This window comes from Streptomyces sp. CNB091 (assembly GCF_000377965.1).
Genome location: NZ_KB898999.1, coordinates 1 through 21,182, shown reverse-complemented (window position 1 = coordinate 21,182; position 21,182 = coordinate 1). Strand labels below are relative to the sequence as shown.

The window sequence follows — 21,182 nt, the reverse complement described above, 5'->3', positions numbered from 1 at the left end:
GGTTGGTCCCAGGCCGACCGAGGCGGCGAAGAACGCCAGGCCGTCGTCCCCGCGCGTGCGGGGTTGGTCCCCTGCTGATCTTCATCGGCGGCACCGTCGACGGGTCGTCCCCGCGCATGCGGGGTTGGTCCCTCGGCTTCCGTGCCGTCGTTGCCGGCGCGGCGGTCGTCCCCGCGCGTGCGGGGTTGGTCCCCCGCCCTCCATGGGGCGGTCGTCGGCGTCCGGGTCGTCCCCGCGCATGCGGGGTTGGTCCCTCGGCTTCCGTGCCGTCGTTGCCGGCGCGGCGGTCGTCCCCGCGCGTGCGGGGTTGGTCCCCCCCGGGCCCGCCGGAACACGGGAATCGATCAGTCGTCCCCGCGCGTGCGGGGTTGGTCCCAGCAACTCGTCATCGACAAGGCGTTGCGGGACGTCGTCCCCGCGCGTGCGGGGTTGGTCCCCTGATCGCGTTCACGGAGAACGTGCGGATCCTGTCGTCCCCGCGCGTGCGGGGTTGGTCCCTCAACCACCCTCATCTGGAGCACGCATGACCCGTCGTCCCCGCGCGTGCAGGGTTGGTCCCTGACCGACCACACACAGCGGGCCCGCCCAGCAGTCGTCCCCGCGCGTGCGGGGGTTGGTCCCGTTCGTCTCGTTCGTCGCCCCGGTCGTCGCCGGTCGTCCCCGCGCGTGCGGGGTTGGTCCCCCCGGGTACGAGAGCAGGGACGAGAGGATGAGGTCGTCCCCGCGCGTGCGGGGTTGGTCCCGCCTCGTCGATCACGCCCAGGTCCAGGGCCGGGTCGTCCCCGCGCGTGCGGGGTTGGTCCCGTCGCCGTGATGCAGGGCGCCGACGGTCTGCTGGTCGTCCCCGCGCGTGCGGGGTTGGTCCCCGGCCCGGTCCCTTGCCGGGCTCGGTCCACTGGTCGTCCCCGCGCGTGCGGGGTTGGTCCCCCTTGCTGCCGAGGAGGCCGAGAAGCTCCGCAGTCGTCCCCGCGCGTGCGGGGTTGGTCCCCGTCCGACCCCCAGCAAGTACCCCGCGCCCGAGTCGTCCCCGCGCGTGCGGGGTTGGTCCCGGGGCGCGGCCCCAGGTGCGCTCGATGACCTCGTCGTCCCCGCGCGTGCAGGGTTGGTCCCGGGCTGTTGGCGATGACCAGCATGCGGTTGATGTCGTCCCCGCGCGTGCGGGGTTGGTCCCGGTCCTACATGATGCGCCTCCAGGCCGGGTCGGTCGTCCCCGCGCGTGCGGGGTTGGTCCCACGAGGGCGTAGGCGGTGTCGTAGTCCAGGGTGTCGTCCCCGCGCGCGCGGGGTTGTTCCCTGCTAGAAATGCATTCTCGAAGGATGCATTATGTCGTCCTCGCGCGTGCGGGATTGTTCCCCCGCTGGGGATCGTGCCTGTGGTGCCCTTTCAGTGGTCCCCGCGCGTGCGGGGTTGTTCCCGGCGACACAGACCACCGGTCCCGATGGTGGGGTCCTCCCCGCGCGTGAGGGGGTGATCGTCAGCTCGCAGAGCCCTCGAACGGGTGACAGGCGTGATTCCTGCAAACCCGCTGGTTGCACGCCACCTCGGCGGGGTGCGTGACAACCCTGTCTTGGACCTTGACGGAAGCAGGATGTAATGACCAGTGCTCCGGACTACAGCCAAGGCATCGACGCCGAGCGCGCCCTTAAGTTCGCCGTGCAGCGCATTCGCGGGGACCGTGTCCAGATCATTGAGGGGATCATCGAACCGGTGTCACCGACGTGGGACCACGAGCGCGCTGCCAAGCTCGTACGCCGCCAGATCGAGAGGCGGGTTGACGAGCTCGGGTGCGTGGAAGGGTCCGGGAATCTGGACCTGCCCGGGTCCTCGAACTGGTACGTCCCGGACATCGCGGTTGTGCCGGAGGATCTCGCCAAAGGCGGCAGCGCCCTCGTTCCCGACCAGACGTTGCTGATCGTAGAAGTGACATCCGAGTCGAACGCGGAGACGGACCGGGTCGTCAAGCGACGTAGGTACGCCGAGTACGGGGCGCCCTTGTACCTGCTCGTCGACCGCGTCGATCGCAGCATCACGCTCTTCTCGGAGCCGCAGAAGCTGGGATACACCCACGTGGAGGGCCCCTACCCATTTGGGGCCGTCGTGCGGCTTCCCTCGCCGTTTGACCTCGACATCGACACGAGCGGGCTCGTCTGATCGGCGGCGTGAACGCGTCGAGAAAGTCAGGTCGGGGGAAGCTGCATCGGGGGGACAAGCCGCTTCCCCCGGTGAGAACAGGGCCTGCTGGTCCTCCGCCGCGGTCAGGGGGGATCGCGCGGCGGTGACCCCACAGAGAGGCCCTGTTCCGGCCCTCCGGGTCCTGCCTGGTCCCGTTGGGCTCGGTATCCATCCTGCCGGGCGGCAGGAGCCGCGCGGTCGGGCGAAAGGCCTCGATGGTGGGGACGTAGGTCCTTAAAAGGCGCATCAGTGATCGAAAACGGCCACCGGATACGGCCATCCGTGCGGATACAATCGCCCGATCGCACATGGGGTCGACGGGGAGGCAGGATTGTGGCCAAGGCAAAGACGATCATCATCTTCATAGTGGTGGTCTTCGTGCTGTACACGATCATCCATTCTCCGCAGCGGGCCGCCGAGCTGGTCCAGGTAGGGTTCGAAGGCATTTCCACCGCCGCGCAGAGCGTCGGTGACTTCATGTCAGAGCTGGTGAAGTAGGAGTAGCGCGATGATCCGCCACCTGGTCCTTTTCAAGCTGAACGAGGGCGTCGAGCGGGACGACCCGCGGGTGGTCGCCGGGGACCGGGCCTTCCGGGAGCTGGAGGGACAGGTTCCGGAGCTGGAGTTCTGGGAGTGCGCCTGGAACATCACCGACCGGCCCATCGCCTACGACTACGCCATCAACTCCGCCGTCGCCGACGAGGACGCGCTCAAGCGGTACATCGAGCACCCGGCCCACCAGGCCGCCGCCGGACAGTGGCGGGAATTCGCCACTTGGGTGATCGCCGACTACCCCTTCTGATCCTTCCCCGGCACCGATTCGGTCCGGTTCCCGCAACCCCTCGCCCCTTGGGCGAGGGGTTTCTCTGTTCGGTTTAAACCCTTATGACCTCAACACGGCACTATGAGGTGCTTGCACACAGTGGACATGTCTTGTGATGCTATGACCGCTTTTGACGGATGAGTTGACCGTAGTTGACCGCGAAGGGGTGGCGTCACCGTGCCGGCCAGTACAGCGCCTCAAGTGCCTCCCCAGACGGTCCAGACGACCCAGACCGTCCAGAACGTCCAGCCCGGCCCAACCGCCCGGGCCGAGGACATCCAGACCGAGACCCCGGACCCTTCCGTCACGCCCGCCAGGACCCGCGGCGCCGACACCAGGGCGCTCACCCAGGTCCTCTTCGGCCAGCTCAAGAACCTGGAGCCGGGCACTCCGGAGCACGGGCGGGTCCGGGCCGCCCTCATCGAGGCGAACCTCCCCCTCGTGCGGTACGCCGCGGCGCGGTTCCGCAGCCGCAACGAACCGATGGAGGACGTCGTCCAGGTCGGCACCATCGGCCTGATCAACGCCATCGACCGGTTCGACCCGGACCGCGGGGTCCAGTTCCCCACGTTCGCGATGCCCACCGTCGTCGGCGAGATCAAGCGGTACTTCCGCGACAACGTGCGCACCGTCCACGTCCCCCGCCGGCTGCACGAGCTGTGGGTCCAGGTCACCGGCGCCACCGAGGACCTGACGACCGCCCACGGCCGGTCCCCGACCACCGCCGAGATCGCCGAGCGGCTGAAGATCTCCGAGGATGAGGTGCTCGCCTGCATCGAGGCGGGGCGTTCGTACCACGCCACCTCCCTGGAGGCCGCCCAGGAGGGTGACGGTCTGCCCGGGCTCCTCGACCGTCTCGGCTACGAGGACCCCGCGCTCGCGGGTGTCGAGCACCGCGATCTCGTCCGGCACCTCCTCGTCCAGCTCCCCGAGCGCGAGCAGCGCATCCTCCTCCTGCGCTACTACAGCAACTTGACCCAGTCTCAGATCAGCGCGGAACTGGGCGTCTCCCAGATGCATGTGTCAAGGCTTCTCGCCAGAAGTTTCGCCCGACTGAGATCCGCAAACAGGATCGAGGCGTAACCGGAACGGGTAGACCGTCCAGAGAGCAGTTCTGACGGCATAAAAGGGCTACACCCCCTGTTTCCAGGGCGGATTTGGCGCTGACTTGTCGACATGTCACTACAGCGCGTTGCCGACATGTGACATTCTGCTCGAAGCGCGTTTGCCGCAGCCCCGCCTCCGGTATTCAGGTGGAGGCTGCGTTCCTCCGATGGTCGCGGTCACCGCGACCGTCCGCGACCTCAAGGGGGTGGCATGTCCGAAGAACAGGGCAGCTCGAAGGTGCTCACGCTCACGAAGAGCGTGCCGGCACCCGCCGTGCTCACCAGCTCGCCGGAAGCCATCGACACCCGCACGCTGTCCCGCTCCCTGTTCCTGCGGCTCGCCGCGCTCGGCCCCGCCTCGGGCCCCGAGGGAACGGACAGTCCGGAGCGGACCTACGTACGGGACACACTGATCGAACTGAACCTCCCGTTGGTGCGGTACGCCGCGGCGCGGTTCCGCAGCCGCAACGAACCGATGGAGGACATCGTCCAAGTCGGTACGATCGGCCTGATCAAGGCGATCGACCGGTTCGACTGCGAACGGGGCGTCGAGTTCCCCACGTTCGCGATGCCCACCGTCGTCGGCGAGATCAAGCGCTTCTTCCGCGACACCTCCTGGTCCGTGCGGGTCCCCCGTCGCCTCCAGGAGCTGCGGCTCGCCCTGACCAAGACCAGCGACGAGCTCGCGCAGAAGCTCGACCGGTCGCCGACCGTGCCGGAGCTGGCCCGCGCGCTCGGGGTCTCCGAGGAGGACGTGGTCGACGGCCTCGCCGTCGGCAACGCCTACACCGCCTCCTCCCTGGACTCCCCCTCCCCCGAGGACGACGGCGGCGAGGGCTCCCTCGCCGACCGCCTCGGGTACGAGGACTCGGCGCTGGAGGGCGTGGAGTACCGCGAGTCGCTCAAGCCGCTGCTGGCCAAGCTCGCCCCGCGCGAACGCCAGATCATCATGCTGCGGTTCTTCGCGAACATGACGCAGTCGCAGATCGGCGAGGAGGTCGGCATCTCCCAGATGCACGTCTCCCGGCTGCTGACCCGCACGCTCGCGCAGCTCAGGGAAGGGCTCATCGCGGACTGACGCCGGTCGGCGGAGTTCGACCGGACTCCGCCGGCCCCTGCACCGGGGTTCAGATTTGACGGGGCGTCAGCCACACTGACGCGATGCGACGTCAGACATGCGGCACCACCCGCCGCCGAGGCACCGTCATCGTCGCCTCGGCGGCCGCTCTGTGTCTGGGCGGCGGCCTCCTGGCCGCCTGCGGGAGCGGACCGGGCGACGACGGGTACGTGGCCGTGGGCGCCGCCGCCGAGGGCGGTGACGGGCCCGCGGGCGGCGACGGGAAGCCCTCGGGCAAGGTGACGCTGGTCCCGCTGGACGGGGACGGCGGCAGCCACAACGGCAGCCAGAGCGGCAGCGGGGAGCGCGGGCCCGGCGGTCGCGGGGACGGCAGTCCCTCGTCCGCGCCCTCCTCCCCGGGCGCGAGTGGGCCCGGGCGCGCCCAGGGCGGTCCCGGCGGGGCGCGTACGGAGACGCAGGGCGGTCAGGGGGGCGGTTCGCCCGGCGGGCCTGGCGCGAAGCCCTCGGGCCCCTCAAAACCCGCGAACCCCTCGAAGCCGGGCAGCGGGCCCGGCACCCCTTCGCCTCCTGGCGACGGCGAACCCGGCACCGGCACCCCCAGCGCCCCTGGCACCCCCGGTGCCCCGGAACCTCCCGCTCCGCCCGCGACCCCGGCCGCGCTGACGTTGAGCGCACCGCAGCGCGAGGCGGCGGACCAACGGTGGTGCGAGAAGGTGACCGTGAAGTTCCGCAACACCGGCGGCTCCCCGGCGCGCTCGGGGACCGTCACCTTCGCCACCCACATCATCGGCGCCCTCGGCGTCGACTGGGCGACCATCACCTCGTCGCAGCCCCTGCCCGCCCCGATCGGCGCGGGCTCGGCACGCTCGAAGACGTACACCGTCTGCGTGGAGTCCTGGCGGGTCCCGCTGGGAATGCGCGTCGAGACACAGGACGTGTCTGCCGTGTGGAAGTGACCTGACCGGACGGGGCGGGGATAGAGCCCGCTACGCACGAGAGCCGTCCGGGTACGCACGAGAGCCGTCCAGGTACGCACGAAAGCCGTCCGGGTACGCACGAAGGCCGCCCGGAGGTGGAGCGGCGGCCGGCAGTGTGCGGCTCCGCTTCCCGTCCCCCGTGCGGCCAGATCGTACGGTCGTACGCGTCGCGCTCTCGTACGTGTCGCGCCGTCGTGTCGTGCTGCTGCGGGCCTGCCCGCTCGTGTTGCCGTGGGCCTGCCCCGCACCGTTCCGGGGCGGCCCCGTGCGAGCGCGGGTCAGCCCAGGGCGAGCCAGGCCACCGCGCCGAGGACGACAACGACCGCGATCACCGCCGCGATCACCCCGGCCTTCGGCCCGGAAGAGGTCGCCGCGGGCTGCTGCCGGCGCTGCGGCTCGCCCTCGTCGACGAAGGCGCGGAACATCTGCGTGCTGCCCGCCGGGTCAGGGGTGCCCTCGGGGCCCGGCTGAGGGGCGTGGGGGTTGTGTGCCATGGGGCAGGACCCTAGCGAACTCGGGCCCACCGCCCAACCCCCGGGCCACCCGGCAGCCACCCCGCGCCCCCCTCCGACCTGCGTCGCCGCAGCCGGGGGACGGGCTTGACCCGGACCCTACGGAGGCTTTTGCGTTCCTTTACTTCTGCAAGGCCGTTTTCGTTTGCCTGTAGCAACCAACGGCTTCTATCGTTGCCCTAAGCAACAACATGGTCGTGAGTGTGCTGGGGGTTCCTGTGGCCGCACGGAATAGTTACGAGGAACTGGCCCGGCAGCTCAGCGCCGTCGGGGCCGTCAAAAGGGGGCTCGCCCGCGCACTGCCCCACGAATGCCCCGCGGGATCCGCCGCCGTACTGACCCTCCTGGACCGGCACGGCGAGATGCGGATCAGCCGGCTTGCCGAGCTGCTGTCCGTGGACATGTCGGTGACCAGCCGCCACGTGGCCCATGTGGCCGATCGCGGCTGGATCGAACGGTCTCCGGACCCGGCGGACAAGCGGTCCCGCATCCTGCGGCTGACCCCCGGCGGGCACGAGCAGCTCGACGAACTGACCCGGCGGACCACCGAGGTGTTCGCCCACAACCTCCAGGACTGGTCCGACGACGACGTCGGCCGGCTCATCGCGCTGCTGTCCCGGCTGCGCGACAGTTTCGCCTGTCGCGGATCCGGCGGCTGCGCCCCCGGACGTCACACCGGCGAGTGCAGGACCGGTCTCGGCGACGAGGCTCACACCCGTACACCTGTGTAACAGAAGCAAATTCGCACGGATAAGGAACTCAATGGCTACGACCACACCCACCGGTGTGCGGGGCGGCCACGCCAAGCACGGAGGGCACGGTGGCGCCTCCGCCTCCGGCGCCCCCGACGGCACGCCGATGACACACCGGCAGATCATGGAAGCGCTGGCCGGGCTGCTGCTCGGCATGTTCGTCGCGATCCTGTCGTCGACGGTCGTCTCCAACGCCCTGCCCGAGATCATCTCCGACCTCGGCGGCGGCCAGAGCGCCTACACCTGGGTCGTGACGGCCTCGCTGCTGGCCATGACCGCCACCACCCCGCTCTGGGGCAAGCTCTCGGACCTCTTCAGCAAGAAGCTGCTGGTCCAGATAGCCCTGATCATCTACGTCCTGGGCTCGGTCGTCGCCGGTCTGTCGACCAGCAGCGGCATGCTCATCGCCTGCCGGGTCGTCCAGGGCATCGGCGTCGGCGGTCTCTCCGCCCTCGCGCAGATCGTCATGGCCGCGATGATCGCCCCGCGCGAGCGCGGCCGTTACAGCGGTTACCTGGGCGCGGTCTTCGCCGTCGCCACCGTCGGCGGCCCGCTGCTCGGCGGCGTCATCACCGACACCAGCTGGATGGGCTGGCGCTGGTGCTTCTACGTGGGCGTGCCGTTCGCGATCATCGCGCTGATCGTGCTCCAGAAGACCCTGAAGCTCCCGGTCGTCAAGCGCGAGGGCGTCAAGGTCGACTGGACCGGCGCGTTCTTCATCAGCGCCGCCGTCTCCCTGCTGCTGGTCTGGGTGACCTTCGCGGGCGACAAGTACGACTGGCTGTCGTGGCAGAGCGGCGTGATGGTCGCGGGCTCCGTCCTGCTCGGCCTGCTCTTCGTCCTCGCCGAGTCGCGGGCCGCCGAGCCGATCATCCCGCTGCGCCTCTTCCGCAACCGCACCATCACCCTCGCCTCGATCGCCTCGCTGTTCGTCGGCATCGCGATGTTCGCGGGCACCGTCTTCTTCAGCCAGTACTTCCAGCTGGCGCGCGGCAAGTCGCCGACGATGTCCGGTGTGATGACCATCCCGATGATCACGGGTCTCTTCCTCTCCTCGACCATCTCCGGCCAGGTCATCACCAAGACCGGGCGCTGGAAGGCGTGGCTGGTCACCGGTGGTTTCCTGGTCACGGCCGGGCTCGGGATGCTCGGCACGATCCGGTACGACACCGCGTACTGGCACGTCGCGGTCTACATGTTCGTCATGGGCCTCGGCATCGGCATGATGATGCAGAACCTGGTCCTCGCCACCCAGAACCAGGTCGCCCCCGAGGACCTCGGTTCCGCGAGCTCCGTCGTCACGTTCTTCCGCTCCCTCGGCGGAGCGATCGGCGTCTCCGCGCTCGGCGCGGTCCTGGGCAACCGGGTCACCCACTACGTCCAGGACGGCATCGCCGACCTCGGCCCGGAGGGTGCGGCGTTCGGCCACGGCGGTACCGGCGGCGGGGGCATCCCCGACCTGGACAAGCTGCCCGAGCCCCTGCGCCTGGTCATGGAGGCCGCGTACGGGCACGGCGTCGGCGACGTCTTCCTGTACGCCGCCCCGGCCGCGCTCGTCGCCTTCGTCGTGACGCTCTTCATCAAGGAGGTCGCGTTGAAGAGCAGCGTGGCGAACGACGCCTCCGCCGATGCCTCCGCCGGTGCCCCGGCCAACGCCTCCGCCGCCGTCGAGACAGCCGAGGCCCCCGTATCCCCCGTACCCGCCGCCGTCGGCGCGGCCACCGGTCCGGTCTCCGAGGGCGCGGCCGGGGTCACCTCGGTGGACACCTCCTACGTCTCTGCCTCCGACCCCGCCCTCGCCTCCGCCCCCGCCCCCGCCTCGACCTCGATCTCGACCTCGTACGACACCGTCGACAGCGGCGGCGTACAGGGCGGCACCCCGGTCCACGGTGTGGTGCGTGGCGCGGAGGGCGCTCCGGTCGCCCGCGCCGCCGTCACCCTGATCTCGCTGGGCGGCCGGCAGCTCGGCCGCTCCGTGGCCCGGCCCGACGGCGGCTACACCCTGGACGCCCCCGGTTCCGGCAGCTACGTGCTGATCGCCTCCGCCGACGGCTTCCAGCCGCAGGCGTCCACGGTGGTCGTCGGCGAGGAGCCGCTGGCCTTCGACATCCTGCTCTCCGGTACGAGCGGACTGGCCGGAAACGTCAAGGCCGTGGAGTCCGGCGCACCCGTCGACGGCGCGATGGTCGTCGTGACCGACGTCCGGGGCGACGTACTGGCCACCGGCGCGTCCGGCCCGTCCGGGGAGTTCGCCTTCGGCGAGCTGATCCCGGGCTCCGTGACCGTCGCGGTCAACGCCGCCGGCTTCCGTCCGCTGGCGCTGCCCGTGGAGATCGGCGGCCAGGGCGTCACCCGCGTCGAGGCCGCGCTGCGGACCGGTGCGCTGGTCCGGGGCGTCGTGCGGGCCGGGTCCGCCCGGAGCCCGCTGACCGACGCACGGGTCACGCTGATCGACGCGGCGGGCAACGTGGTCGCCACCGCGACGACCGGCGAGGACGGGGCGTACGCCTTCACCGACCTGGACGCGGGCGAGTACGCGGTCATCGCGACCGGTTACCCGCCGGTGGCCGGATCGCTGACCGTGAGCGGCCCGGGAGTCGACGGGCACGACATCGAGCTCGCCCACCCGGGCGAGTGATCGATCCCCACGACACGGGCGCGCCCGCGCCTGTCGCGCGTGCACCTATAGCGATGCGCGCGAGCACGTGAAGGGATCGCGAAGACCCCTGGTCGGACGGCACTTCCAGCGGAGAGGCTGTCACGACCGGGTGGAAACGGGCCCCGGTGGCGGGTACGGCGAGCAGGGGACGGCCTGCCGTGACCGCCCCGGGGCCCGACCCATGTGGCCCCGGGTCCCTTCGGGCCGGCCGCGGGTCATCGAGCTAGGAGAGAGATACGGGATGGGACTTCGCGCACAGGTACGGACACGGGACGGCTGGGCGGTCCAGCACGCCGTCGTCACCGTCACCGACATGACCGGCGCCCAGGTGCTGCGCGCCGCGGCCGACGAGGACGGGGCCGTCCGGACGGACGGTTCCCTGGCGGCCGGCGCGTACACGGTGATCGTCACGGCGGTCGGGTACGCGCCCGCCGCCTCCACCGCCCTCGTCACCGCGAGCGGCCGGATCGAGGGCGGCCAGATCGTGCTGGCCCGCCAGGGCGGGGTGGAGCTGCCACCGCCGGGCGTCTGGTCGCTGGACCCCGCGCACTCCTCGGTCGGCGCGGTCGCCCAGCACCTGGGGATCTCCAGCGTGCACGGCCGCTTCACCGACTTCGGCGGCCGGATCGAGATCGCCGAGGACGTCTCCCGCTCCCGGGTCGAGGCGGTGATCAGGGCGGCCGGCATCGACACCGGCAACGAGATGCGGGACAAGCACCTGCGCTCGCCCGACTTCCTGGACGTGGACCGGTACCCGGAGATCGCCTACCGCTCCACCGCGCTGGACCCGACGGGACCCGACCGCTGGACCGTGCACGGCGAACTGACCATGCACGGCGTCTCGCGCCCCGTCGACCTGAACCTCAGCTACCTCGGCACCGGGCCCGACCCGTGGGGCGGGGTGCGCGCGGCCTTCCACGCCACCGCCGAACTGCGCCGCGCCGACTTCGCGATGAACTACAACCAGGTCGTCCAGGCGGGCATCTCCGCGATCGGAACGACCCTGCGCGTGGAACTGGACATCCAGGCGGTCCAGGGCGAGGCGCTGCCCGGTTAGCGCTCGACGAGGCTGCCCCGGCCCTGGCCCGGCCCGGTCGTAGGGTGGTGGGCATGGCACCGAACATCGCGACCAACACCGCCGTGGAGCTCGACGAGTTGCTGGCGTTCGTACGCCCCCGGCACCGGGCGGTCCTGCTCACCACCCGGGCCGACGGCCGCCCCCAGGGCTCCCCGCTGACCTGCGCCGTGGACGACGCGGGGCGGATCGTCATGTCGACGTACCCCGAGCGCGCCAAGACCCGCAACGCGCGGCGCGACGAACGGGTCAGCGTGATCGTGCTGTCGGACGAGTGGGACGGGCCGTGGGTGCAGGTCGACGGTTCGGCGGAGGTCATCGACGCCCCGGACTCGGTCGAGCCGCTCGTCGCGTACTTCCGGAACATCTCGGGTGAGCACCCGGACTGGGACGAGTACCGGGCGGCGATGGTGAAGCAGGGCAAATCGATCATCCGGGTCACCCCGGAGCGCTGGGGCCCCGTCGCCACCGGCGGCTTCCCGGCCCACCTGGCCCCGGGGAGCTGACCGCGCGATGACCGGAGAAGCCACAGAGGGCACGGAGGGCACAGAGGGCATGGAGGGCACGGAGAACGGGAACGCCGGGCCGGTCCCGTCCGCGCCCGTTCCGCCGGCGCCCGTCCCGCCGGCGCCCGTCCCGCCGGCGCCCGTTCCGGGGCAGCCCCACTCGCTCCTCGCGTGCGGGATACCCGTGCCGACCCCGCTGCCCTCGCCCGACGCCCTCGCGAAGGCCCGGCTGCTGGTCGCATCCTCGCTCGGCGGCGGACTCGTACGGGAACTGGAGCGGCTCACCGGGCGGGACGCGCAGCCGCTGGAGGACGTCCCGCCGCCGTCCGACGCGCCCCTGCTGTGTGTGGGCGAGACACTGCCCCACGCGCTGCGGACGAGCCGGCTGCTCTGGTTCCACAGCGTCAACGCGGGGACGGACCCGCTGTTCGCCGCGGGTCCCTGGCCCGGCTCGGCGCTCCTGACCCGGACCGTGGGCCGGATGGGCGAGCGGATCGCCCAGTACGTCCTGGCCTGGATGCTCGCGGAGTGCCAGTCCGTACCGGAGTTCACCGCCCTGCACGCCCGCGCGCACTGGGAGCGCCTCCCCTCGGAGCTCGTCGCCGGGCAGACCGCCCTGATCTACGGGACCGGCCGCATCGGCGCGGCCGTCGCGCGGCTGCTGGGCGCCTGCGGGGTACGCACCGTGGGCGTCGCCCGCACGACGCGGTCCGGGCCCGCGCCCGGCACCGCCCGGGTGGTGCCCGGCTTCGACCGCGTGATCGGGGCCGCCGAGGACGACGAGGTGCTGGGCGAGGCCCGTTGGGTGATCTCCACACTGCCGTTGACCGGGGCCACGGAGGGCTTCTTCGGCGCCGCCCGGTTCGCGGCGGTGCGCGGGGCGACGTTCGTCAACGTGGGGCGGGGCGCGACCGTCGACATGGGGGCGCTGGAGACCGCGCTGCGCGACGGCCGGGTACGGCGGGCGGTGCTGGACGTGCTGCCGGAGGAACCGGCCGGGCGCAGCGACCCGGTGTGGAAGCTGCCCCGTACGGTCATCACCGCGCACTCCTCGGGGATCACCACCGACGAGGACGTCTCCGTCGACTTCACCGCCTGCTGGGAGGCCGTGACCGCGGGCCGCAGGCCCGAGCTGACGGTGGACGCGGGGCGCGGGTACTGAAGCCGGCGAACGGCCGGCGAACGCTCAGTAACGTGGCACACGGGGCACGCGTTACGCGTTACGCGTTACGCGTTACTGAGCGCTCCTCGGAGAAGCGGTTACGGGGCGGGCGAGCCCGTACGGTCGCGCACCGCCTCGATGCCCGCGATCAGGAGGTCCAGCGCGAAGACGAAGTCCCGCTCGCGCATCTCCTCGACCGTTTTCCCGCCCCGGGCCGCCATCAGTTCGTCCGACGCCTCGGTGATCTGCCGCATGTGCGGCTGCGCCCTGATCGTGCTCATCGCCTGCTGGTGGTACTCGTCCTGGGTCAGTCCGGTCGCGTCGCACCGCGCCTTGAAGTGGCCCTCGACGGTGCCGAATCCGTACACGAACTGGAAGACCGCCGAGAGGGCGCCCGTCTGCCGTTCCAGGGGCAGCCCGGTGGCCCGGACGATGTCCTGGACGGCGTACGAGAACAGCATGGAGTTCGGGCCGATGTTGAGGAACGTCCCGGCCAGCGGGGAGATCCAGATGTGGCGGACGAGGAGCTCGCGGTAGCTGCGGGCCAACTCCCGCAGCCGGTCCGGCCAGTCGGCGTCCTCGCGGGGCGGGGCGATCTCGGCGTAGACCGAGTCGAGCGCCAGTTCCAGCAGGTCGTCCTTGGTGTCGACGTACCAGTAGAGGGACATCGCGGTGACGTCCAGCTCGGCGGCGAGCCGGCGCATCGAGAACTTGGCCAGTCCGTCGGCGTCCAGCAGCCGCACCGACGCCTCGGTGATCCGGTTGCGGTCCAGGCCCACCGGGGACTCGGTCCTGCGCGAGCGCGAGGGGGCCCGGCGGTCCAGCCATACGCTGGTCCGCGCGGCGTTGTTCGCCGGGTCGGTCTCGGCCCCCGTCCCGGGTCCGCCCCCGGCACCGGACCCCGGCCCAGGCTCGGGCACGGCATTTCGGTCGGGATCGCGGTCGGGATCGCGGTCGGACGCGCGGTCGGACTCGGACACCATGGCGCACTCTCCTCGTCTTGCGCGGACACTCTTCCGAGTGGTCCTGCCGGAAGGGCGGGACCGAGCCGTCCTACCGGAAGGACGGCGTACCGGATGCTGACGGTCCGGTACGTCCGTCCGGTCCGATGCTATGCCGCCGGTCCCGACGAGTCTGCCCTGTTCACCGCCGTCCCGGCCTCTCCCTTCCCAGCATCGGCCTTCGCAGCCCCGGCCGTCCCGACTGCGGCCTTCGTCGCGTCGGCCACCGGCGTCTCCGCAGCGTCGTCCCGCGGCGCCTTCGCAGCCCCGGCCGGCGTCGTCTCCGCCCGCTCGGCCCGGCGCAGCAGCAGCGCGGCGAGCAGCCCGCCCGCCAGCACCGCGACCGCGCCGACCAGTTGGCTGACCTCCAGGCCCGAGGCGAAGGCGTCCTTGATCTGCTCCCGGGCGGCGGGGCCGTCGGCGGCGGCCAGGGCCGCGGGCAGCGAGGCGGCGCCGACGGCGGCCGGCACGAGAGCGGCGAAGCGCGCGTTCAGCACCGCGCCGAGCACCGCGACCCCCAGCCCGTTGCCGAACTCCGCGAGCATGCCGTTGACCCCCGCGCCCACCCCGGCCTTCTCCGGCGGGATCGCGCTCATGATGGCGTTGGCCATCGCGGGCATCGCCAGGGCGACGCCCGCACCCATCACGACCAGGCCGAACAGCATGCCGCCGTACCCGCCGTCGCCCCCACCGAGCACCGCGATCGCGGCGAGACCGGCCGCCAGGCAGCTCATCCCCGCCGCGATGACGGCGGGCGTGCCGAGCTTCTGGACCATGCGCGCGCCGAGGCCCATGAGGTTGAGGACGACCACGGTGAGCGCCATCGGAGCCGTCCGCAGGCCCGCCTCCAACGGCCCGTAACCGAGGACGAACTGAAGATGCTGGGTGAGCAGGAAGAGCGATCCGGTCATCCCGAAGGCGACCAGGAGGGCCCCCGCCACCGCGCCGACGAACTTCTGGTTCCGGAAGAAGTGCATGTCGAGCATCGGGTGGGGAACGCGCAGCTCCCACAGCACGAATCCGGCCAGCACCGCGACTCCGATAGACGCCGTCAGCAGCACCTGGCCGGACGCCCAGCCGTGCTCGGGCCCGGAGATGATCGCGAAGACGACGGCGGTCATGCCGATCGTGGAGAGCAGCGCGCCCAGCAGGTCAGGCCGCTCTCCCTGGCCGCTCTTCGACTCCGGTACGAGCCGGGCGACGGCGGCCAGGGCGATCAGGGCGACCGGGATGTTGATGAGGAAGATCGCGCCCCACCAGAAGTGGTCGAGGACGAACCCGCCGAACAGCGGACCCGCCGCGAAGCCGAGGGAGGAGACCGTGGACCAGATCCCGATCGCCTTGACCCGCTCGGCGTCGTCGAAGATCTGGACCACGACGGCGAGCGTCGTGGTGAGCAGCAGAGCGCCGCCGACCCCCATCCCGGCGCGGGCCGCGATGAGCTGGCCCGAGGACTGGGAGAGCCCGGCCGCGAGCGAGCCGACGCCGAACAGGGCGAGGCCCACGATCAGCATCTTCTTGCGCCCGTAGCGGTCGGCGGAGCTGCCCGCGGTGAGCAGCAGCCCTGCCTGGACGAGTGAGTAGGCGTTGATCATCCACTGCACGTCGGCGGTGGAGGCGTCCAGCTCCGAGGTGAGGGAGGGGATCGCGACGTTGAGGACGGTGTTGTCGAGCAGCACCGTGAGCTGGGCCAGGCAGATGACGCCGAGGATCAGCCAGCGCTGCGGATGCCCCTGACGGGCGAGGTCTGGTCGTGGTGCGGCGGGTGCCGTCATGCGGACTCCTTGGGCTCCGGGGGTCCGGTGCGGTGACAGCCCGCTCCGGAGTGGACATACGGCACGCGAAGCTCGGCGCTGTGCGGCGGCGTACGACAGGTCGTCGACCGTTGATATACAGCGTATGGCGCGTCCTGTACAACGTACAAGTCAATTCCGCGCCAACGGACCGGCCGCGCCGGTGGGGCCCGCGCGGCGGCCGGACGGTACGGTTCTCGACGCTGACCTGACAAAGTGCGCGATTTTCGGCCGGTTGGAGAGCCATGTCGCTGCGTCGCCGTACCTCTCGTATCCCTCAACTTCTGTTCGCCGCATCCCTCTTGGGTGCGCTCGTCGCGCCGCCCGCCGCCGCCGTCACCACGACCCACCCCCCTTCCCGCGGGGACGTGCGGCTGCGGGTCGCCACGTACAACATCCACGCCGGGACGGGCGTGGACGGGGCCTTCGACCTGGAGCGCCTGACAGCCGAACTCCGTTCGCTCCACGCGGATGTGATCGGCCTTCAGGAGGTCGACCGGCACTGGGGCGCCCGCAGCGAGTGGCGGGATCTCGCGGGAGAGCTGGCGCGGCGACTGCGCATGCACGTCTCCTTCGCCCCGATCTACAGCCTGGACCCGGCCCGACCGGGCGGCCCCCGGGCGGAGTACGGGGTGGCCGTGCTGTCGCGGCACCGGATCGTGAGCGCCGAGAACCACGAGATCACCCGACTCTCCACCCAGGACCCGAACCCGGCCCCCGCTCCCGCCCCGGGGTTCGGCGAGGTCGTCGTACGGGTGCGAGGGCTGCCCGTGCACGTGTACGTGACCCATCTCGACTACCGCCCGGATCCTGCCGTCCGCGTCGCCCAGGTCGCCGACACCCGGCGGATCATGGCCGAGGACCGCGGCCCGCGGATCCTGCTCGGCGACTTCAACGCGGAGCCGGCCGCCCCCGAACTGGCCCCGCTCTGGCGGGAACTGACGGACGCCGACCCCGGCGCGCCGACCTTCCCGGCGGGGAACCCGGTCAAGCGGATCGACTTCGTGGCGGTGTCGAAGGGCGGGCCGGGAGCCGGGATCGCGGTGCGGAGGGCCTGGGTGCCGGAGAGCATCGCCTCCGACCATCGGCCGGTGGTGGCGGACCTGCTGGTACGGGAAGGAAGGGGCCGGTGAGCCCACCGACGGGGGTCGGACGGACGAGCCCGGACGACGGGGGTCGGACGGACGAGCCCACCGACGGGGGTCGGGCGGTCGAGCCCGGCCGGACGAGCCCGGACGACGGGGCCCACGGGCCGGAACGGGGCCGGAACGGGGCCGGAATGGGGCCGATGCCCACGGGCTCGGTCGCCGTCGCCCGGAGACGAAGGGGCGCCGGGCCCGGCAAGACCCGGAGAGCCGGGCCGATGAGCCCCGGAACCGAGCCGATGCCCCACGACCTCGGCCCACACCACCCGGAACCGGGCCGATGAGTCCCGGGCGGGCCGGGAGTCATCATTTTCGGCCCGCATGCCTCCTTTTACGGCCGGCGCGCGTCCTCCTGTCCGAGGGCCGCGCCCGGTCCACCACCCGCGGTCGCGCGCCGCGGGGCGCCCCCCGGAGGGCAGGCCTCCGACAGCACACGCGGTACCGGACGAAGGACGACCCATGACCACCACCACGACCCTGCTCGAACTGCTGGACGCCCACATCGCCGAGGGGTCGATGCCGGGCGCGGTGGCCCTGGTCGCCCGGGACGGAAGGACCGAGGTGGCCGCGGCCGGTACGTCCGGCCTCGCCGGGTCCACGCCGATGCGGCGGGACTCGGTCTTCCGTCTCGCCTCGATCACCAAGCCGATCGTGGCAGCGGCCGCCATGACGCTCGTCGAAGACGGCCTGATCGCCCCCGCCGACCCGGTCGCGGCGTGGCTGCCCGAGCTGGCCGCGCCCCTGGTCGTACGGACGCCGCAGAGCCCGGTCGACGACGTGGTGTCGGCGGTCCGCCCGATCACCCTGCTGGACCTGCTGACCTTCCGGGCCGGCTACGGCTTCCCCTCCGACTTCTCGCTCCCGGCCGTCGCCCCGCTGTTCGCCGAGCTGAGACAGGGCCCGCCGCAGCCGCAGACCGTCCTCGCGCCGGACGCCTGGATGGCCGCTCTGTCCCGCATCCCCTTGCTGCACCAGCCGGGCGACGGCTGGCTCTACAACACGTGCTCCGACATCCTCGGCGTCCTCATCGCCCGGGTCGCCGACCGCCCGCTGCCCGTGTATCTGGCGGAGCGGCTGTTCGAGCCCCTCGGCATGACGGACACCGGGTTCGCCGTGGAGCCCGCCGCGCTGGACCGGTTCACCGGCTACTACCGGGCCGGGGCGGACAGCGGAAGCGATCCGGTGCTGGTCGACGCCCCGGACGGGCAGTGGAGCAGCCCGCCCGCCTTCCCGTCCGGCGCGGGCGGCCTGGTCTCGACCGTCGACGACTGGGCCGCGTTCGGCCGGATGCTGCTCGCCGGGGGGCTGAACGACGGCGGCCACCGGGTGCTGGCCGCCGAGTCGGTCCGCCAGATGATCACCGACCACCTCACCCCGGACCAGCGCGCCGAGAGCGGGCTGTTCACGGAGGGGCAGGGCTGGGGGTTCGGCGGTGCGGTGGACATCGAGATCGCGGCCCCCTGGAACGTCCTCGGCCGCTATGGCTGGATCGGCGGCACCGGCACCACGGCCCACGTCATCCCGTCCACGGGCACCGTCGCCGTCCTGCTCACCCAGCTGGAGATGGCCGGGCCCGCCGCTCCGCAGGTGATGCGGGACTTCTGGACGTACGCGGCCGGGTTCTGAGCCCGGCCGCGTACGCCCGGTCCTCAGATCGCCATCGCCCGCTCGCCGGGGGCGAGTTGGTAGCCGGCCGCGTTCTGCCCGTCGACGGCGGCCGTGACCCAGGTGTAGTCGTTCAGCCCGAACAGCCGCACCGGCTGACGGCGATCAGCGAGACGGCGGACACGACGAGCCGCGTCCGCAGCGTCCACGGCCGCCGCAACACCCCCACACCGCCCCGGGCCCCACTCACCTACTCACCTACTCACCTACTCACCGGGCTTGATCAGATAGCCCGCACCGCGCCGGGTGTGGATCATCGGCGTGCGCCCGGCGTCGATCTTCTTGCGGAGGTAGGAGATGTAGAGCTCCACGACGTTGGCCTGGCCGCCGAAGTCGTAGTTCCAGACCCGGTCGAGAATCTGCGCCTTGCTGAGCACCCGGCGCGGATTGCGCATCAGGAAGCGCAGCAGCTCGAACTCGGTGGCCGTCACGTGGATCGCGTCCCCGCCCCGGCTCACCTCGTGGCTGTCCTCGTCGAGCACCAGGTCCCCGACGACGAGCGTGGACTCGGTGCGGCCGGCGGCGACGGCCGAGCCCGAGCGGCGGATGAGCCCGCGCAGCCGGGCCACGACCTCCTCCAGGCTGAACGGCTTGGTCACGTAGTCGTCGCCGCCCGCGGTGAGCCCGGCGATCCGGTCCTCCACGGCGTCCCGGGCGGTCAGGAAGAGGACCGGCACGTCGTCGTACTCGCGCCGCAGCCGGCCCAGCACGGACAGCCCGTCCATGTCCGGGAGCATCACGTCCAGGACCACGGCGTCCGGGCGGAAGTCCCGCGCGGCCCGGACGGCCCCGGCCCCGTCCCCGGCGCTGCGCACCTCCCACCCCTCGTACCGCAGGGCCATCGAGAGCAGCTCGGCGAGCGGAGCCTCGTCGTCCACGACCAGGACCCGCACGGGGGTACGGTCCGGCCTGAGCAGTTCGGTACGCCCCTGGGGCGAGGTCGTCGTCGTCATGGGGACCACTCTGTGAGCCACCCGTGAGAGAAACCTGACCCGTTCCTGTGAATTCCCTGAGAAAGCGGCGCGCGGCGCGGGTTCTAGGCTCCCTGAGCGGGGAACAACGCGGCGGCGTTCCCATGACAGACCGCCCGCAACCACTCATCCCCCAGCCCGAGCCGCTCCAGCGCCTGGAGCTGATGAAGGTACGGGTAGCTTGATCTTTAACCTAGAGATCCGAACGGTTCGTCGTACTTGATCACTCGGATCGGTAACTGCCGGGCGTGCAGGCGGCCTTCGGCTGAGCATGTGATCCGACCAAGGAACACACAAGCTCAGCACGAAGGCCGTGAGGATGAGTCTGTCGCATCACGCTGTCCGGCAGGATCCGTTTGCGGGACTGTCACGCTTCCGGGGTGAGTTCTACTCCTGTCTGACCAAGCGTGCGGACGCACTGTTCGAACTCGCGGACGCGGTGTTGTGCGCGGACGGTCCGGTCCGGTCGCTGGTAGAGCTGTCCCTTGTCGGTGAACACCGTCGCGGGCACGGCGGGCTCTACGATGCCCTGTCTGCGGGCCGGGTCGATGTGGCCCGGCTGCGAAGGGCCCTGGCCGCGGTGCCTCTGCCGCGGGCGGCGGACGGCCGGCTGGTCCTGGCCGCCGACCTCACCTGCTGGCTGCGACCCAGCGCGCACACCTCGCCACAGCGGATCCTGTGCCACACCTACGGACGAGGAAAAGACCAGCACATTCCCGTTCCCGGCTGGCCCTACTCGGTGATCTGCGCACTTGAGACGGGCCGCAGTTCCTGGACCGCACCGCTGGACGCACTACGTCTGGCGCCGGGTGACGACGCTGCCACTGTCACGGCCCGGCAGATGCGCGAGCTCGTCGAGCGACTGGTCGCGGCCGGGCAGTGGACGGACGGCGATCCGGAGATCCTGGTCGTGGTGGATGCCGGCTACGACGTTCCCCGCCTGGCCTTCCTCCTGAAAGATCTCCCGGTGCAGGTACTGGGACGCATGCGCTCGGACCGCGTCCTGCGACGCGCGGTCCCACCCCGCGAGCCCGGCACCCGCGGCCGCCCTCCTCGTCATGGCGGCGAATTCGTCTTCGGCGACCCGGCCACCTGGGGCACACCCGACGCGCAGACGATGACCACAACCCGCCTCTACGGAACGGCCACCGCCAGGGCCTGGGACCGACTCCATCCTCGACTGACCCACCGTTCGGCCTGGACTTCCCAGCTCGGTGCACTGCCGGTCATCGAGGGCACCGTGATCCGCCTGCACGTCGAGCACCTTCCCAGCGGCGCCACACCGAAGCCCGTCTGGCTGTGGTGGTCGGGCACCGACGCCTGTGAGTCCGACGTCGACATGCTCTGGCAGACATTCCTGCGACGCTTCGACATCGAGCACACTTTCCGCCTGTTCAAGCAAACACTCGGCTGGACCTGCCCGAAGATCCGCACCCCCGAAGCAGCCGACCGCTGGACCTGGCTGATCCTCGCGGTCTTCACCCAGCTACGTCTCGCCCGTCCGCTGGCAGCCGACCTCCGGCGTCCGTGGGAAAAACCGGCCCCGCCCGACAGGCTCACCCCTGCCCGCGTCCGCCGCGACTTTCGGCACCTCCGCCCGAAGGCCCACTGCCCAGCCGGAGCACCGAAAGCCTCCCGCCCCGGACCTGGCCGGCCCCCCGGAAGCAAGAACACCCGGCCCACCCCACGCCACGACGTGCACACGGTCGGCAAACCAGGCTCCGCGAAACGACGAACGAAGAAGTCAACGGACCCACGTCCACGCCGCACAGGTTAAAGATCAAG

General features: G+C 71.5%; 19 protein-coding genes, 1 pseudogene and 1 CRISPR repeat array (1 of these 21 running past the window's edge). Of the genes and pseudogenes, 14 read left to right on the top strand and 6 right to left on the bottom strand.

Translation table 11 applies throughout. The annotated features are described in order from the left end of the window. Nucleotides 1-1,415: a CRISPR direct-repeat array (repeat unit 29 nt; unit sequence GTCGTCCCCGCGCGTGCGGGGTTGGTCCC) (it extends 262 nt beyond the left edge of the window). Nucleotides 1,416-1,593: 178 nt separating this feature from the next. The 6 genes from D581_RS0118235 (at nucleotide 1,594) to D581_RS0118210 (ending at nucleotide 6,135) form a co-directional block, all read left to right on the top strand. Continuing rightward, complete coding sequence (locus D581_RS0118235; protein ID WP_018958651.1) at nucleotides 1,594-2,151, top strand: Uma2 family endonuclease; 558 nt, start codon at nucleotides 1,594-1,596, stop codon at nucleotides 2,149-2,151. Nucleotides 2,152-2,505: 354 nt separating this feature from the next. Continuing rightward, entirely contained in the window at nucleotides 2,506-2,670 is a 165-nt protein-coding gene (locus D581_RS1000000141655; RefSeq protein ID WP_018958650.1) for a hypothetical protein, read from the top strand. Nucleotides 2,671-2,680: 10 nt separating this feature from the next. Beyond that, nucleotides 2,681-2,974, top strand: a complete 294-nt coding sequence (locus D581_RS0118225; protein ID WP_003967684.1) for a Dabb family protein — start codon at nucleotides 2,681-2,683, stop codon at nucleotides 2,972-2,974. A 198-nt stretch (nucleotides 2,975-3,172) separates the two neighbouring features. Further along, nucleotides 3,173-4,078: an RNA polymerase sigma factor SigF gene (locus D581_RS0118220; protein ID WP_026290642.1), complete on the top strand. Its 906-nt coding sequence runs from the start codon at nucleotides 3,173-3,175 to the stop codon at nucleotides 4,076-4,078. 234 nt (nucleotides 4,079-4,312) lie between these two features. After that, nucleotides 4,313-5,179, top strand: coding sequence for an RNA polymerase sigma factor SigF (locus tag D581_RS0118215; protein WP_018958648.1), 867 nt, complete (start codon nucleotides 4,313-4,315; stop codon nucleotides 5,177-5,179). Nucleotides 5,180-5,262: 83 nt separating this feature from the next. Further along, a complete protein-coding gene (locus tag D581_RS0118210) occupies nucleotides 5,263-6,135 on the top strand; it encodes a hypothetical protein (protein WP_018958647.1) in 873 nt (290 codons plus the stop codon). Between the two features lie 299 nt (nucleotides 6,136-6,434). Here D581_RS0118210 and D581_RS0118205 read toward each other — a convergent pair whose 3' ends face one another. Then, nucleotides 6,435-6,650, bottom strand: coding sequence for a hypothetical protein (locus tag D581_RS0118205; RefSeq protein ID WP_018958646.1), 216 nt, complete (start codon nucleotides 6,648-6,650; stop codon nucleotides 6,435-6,437). Between the two features lie 236 nt (nucleotides 6,651-6,886). On the opposite strand from D581_RS0118205, the gene D581_RS0118200 reads away from it, so the two are divergent. The 5 genes from D581_RS0118200 (at nucleotide 6,887) to D581_RS0118180 (ending at nucleotide 12,822) form a co-directional block, all read left to right on the top strand. Then, nucleotides 6,887-7,399 carry a MarR family transcriptional regulator gene (locus D581_RS0118200; RefSeq protein WP_018958645.1) on the top strand — a complete coding sequence of 171 codons (513 nt, stop codon included), beginning with the start codon at nucleotides 6,887-6,889 and terminating at the stop codon, nucleotides 7,397-7,399. 127 nt (nucleotides 7,400-7,526) lie between these two features. Then, nucleotides 7,527-10,058, top strand: a complete 2,532-nt coding sequence (locus D581_RS0118195) for an MFS transporter (protein WP_486585858.1) — start codon at nucleotides 7,527-7,529, stop codon at nucleotides 10,056-10,058. 262 nt (nucleotides 10,059-10,320) lie between these two features. After that, nucleotides 10,321-11,136, top strand: coding sequence for a YceI family protein (locus D581_RS0118190; protein WP_018958643.1), 816 nt, complete (start codon nucleotides 10,321-10,323; stop codon nucleotides 11,134-11,136). A 53-nt stretch (nucleotides 11,137-11,189) separates the two neighbouring features. After that, nucleotides 11,190-11,660, top strand: a complete 471-nt coding sequence (locus tag D581_RS0118185) for a PPOX class F420-dependent oxidoreductase (RefSeq protein ID WP_026290640.1) — start codon at nucleotides 11,190-11,192, stop codon at nucleotides 11,658-11,660. 178 nt (nucleotides 11,661-11,838) lie between these two features. Further along, complete coding sequence (locus tag D581_RS0118180; protein ID WP_026290639.1) at nucleotides 11,839-12,822, top strand: NAD(P)-dependent oxidoreductase; 984 nt, start codon at nucleotides 11,839-11,841, stop codon at nucleotides 12,820-12,822. Nucleotides 12,823-12,920: 98 nt separating this feature from the next. Here D581_RS0118180 and D581_RS0118175 read toward each other — a convergent pair whose 3' ends face one another. Together D581_RS0118175 and D581_RS0118170 are read right to left on the bottom strand one after the other, a co-directional pair. Further along, a complete protein-coding gene (locus D581_RS0118175) occupies nucleotides 12,921-13,805 on the bottom strand; it encodes a TetR/AcrR family transcriptional regulator C-terminal domain-containing protein (protein ID WP_018958640.1) in 885 nt (294 codons plus the stop codon). 128 nt (nucleotides 13,806-13,933) lie between these two features. Further along, complete coding sequence (locus D581_RS0118170; RefSeq protein WP_018958639.1) at nucleotides 13,934-15,598, bottom strand: MFS transporter; 1,665 nt, start codon at nucleotides 15,596-15,598, stop codon at nucleotides 13,934-13,936. 263 nt (nucleotides 15,599-15,861) lie between these two features. On the opposite strand from D581_RS0118170, the gene D581_RS0118165 reads away from it, so the two are divergent. Then, on the top strand, nucleotides 15,862-16,749 hold the full coding sequence (locus D581_RS0118165; protein WP_026290638.1) for an endonuclease/exonuclease/phosphatase family protein: 888 nt from the start codon (nucleotides 15,862-15,864) through the stop codon (nucleotides 16,747-16,749). Nucleotides 16,750-17,220: 471 nt separating this feature from the next. Next, the gene (locus D581_RS0118160; RefSeq protein WP_018958637.1) at nucleotides 17,221-18,387 is read left to right on the top strand and encodes a serine hydrolase domain-containing protein; all 1,167 of its coding nucleotides are present in this window, start codon (nucleotides 17,221-17,223) and stop codon (nucleotides 18,385-18,387) included. A gap of 23 nt (nucleotides 18,388-18,410) precedes the next feature. Here the strand turns inward: D581_RS0118160 and D581_RS1000000141650 are convergent, their stop codons facing one another. The 3 genes and pseudogenes from D581_RS1000000141650 to D581_RS1000000142155 all read right to left on the bottom strand — a co-directional run. After that, the gene (locus D581_RS1000000141650; protein ID WP_199787812.1) at nucleotides 18,411-18,575 is read right to left on the bottom strand and encodes a hypothetical protein; all 165 of its coding nucleotides are present in this window, start codon (nucleotides 18,573-18,575) and stop codon (nucleotides 18,411-18,413) included. Nucleotides 18,576-18,632: 57 nt separating this feature from the next. Next, a complete protein-coding gene (locus D581_RS0118150; protein WP_026290637.1) occupies nucleotides 18,633-19,379 on the bottom strand; it encodes a response regulator transcription factor in 747 nt (248 codons plus the stop codon). An 83-nt stretch (nucleotides 19,380-19,462) separates the two neighbouring features. Further along, a pseudogene (locus tag D581_RS1000000142155) lies at nucleotides 19,463-19,576 on the bottom strand (amidohydrolase family protein); the annotation flags it as partial. Nucleotides 19,577-19,716: 140 nt separating this feature from the next. On the opposite strand from D581_RS1000000142155, the gene D581_RS0118145 reads away from it, so the two are divergent. Then, nucleotides 19,717-21,174, top strand: coding sequence for an NF041680 family putative transposase (locus tag D581_RS0118145; protein WP_018957419.1), 1,458 nt, complete (start codon nucleotides 19,717-19,719; stop codon nucleotides 21,172-21,174). Nucleotides 21,175-21,182: the final 8 nt, after the last annotated feature.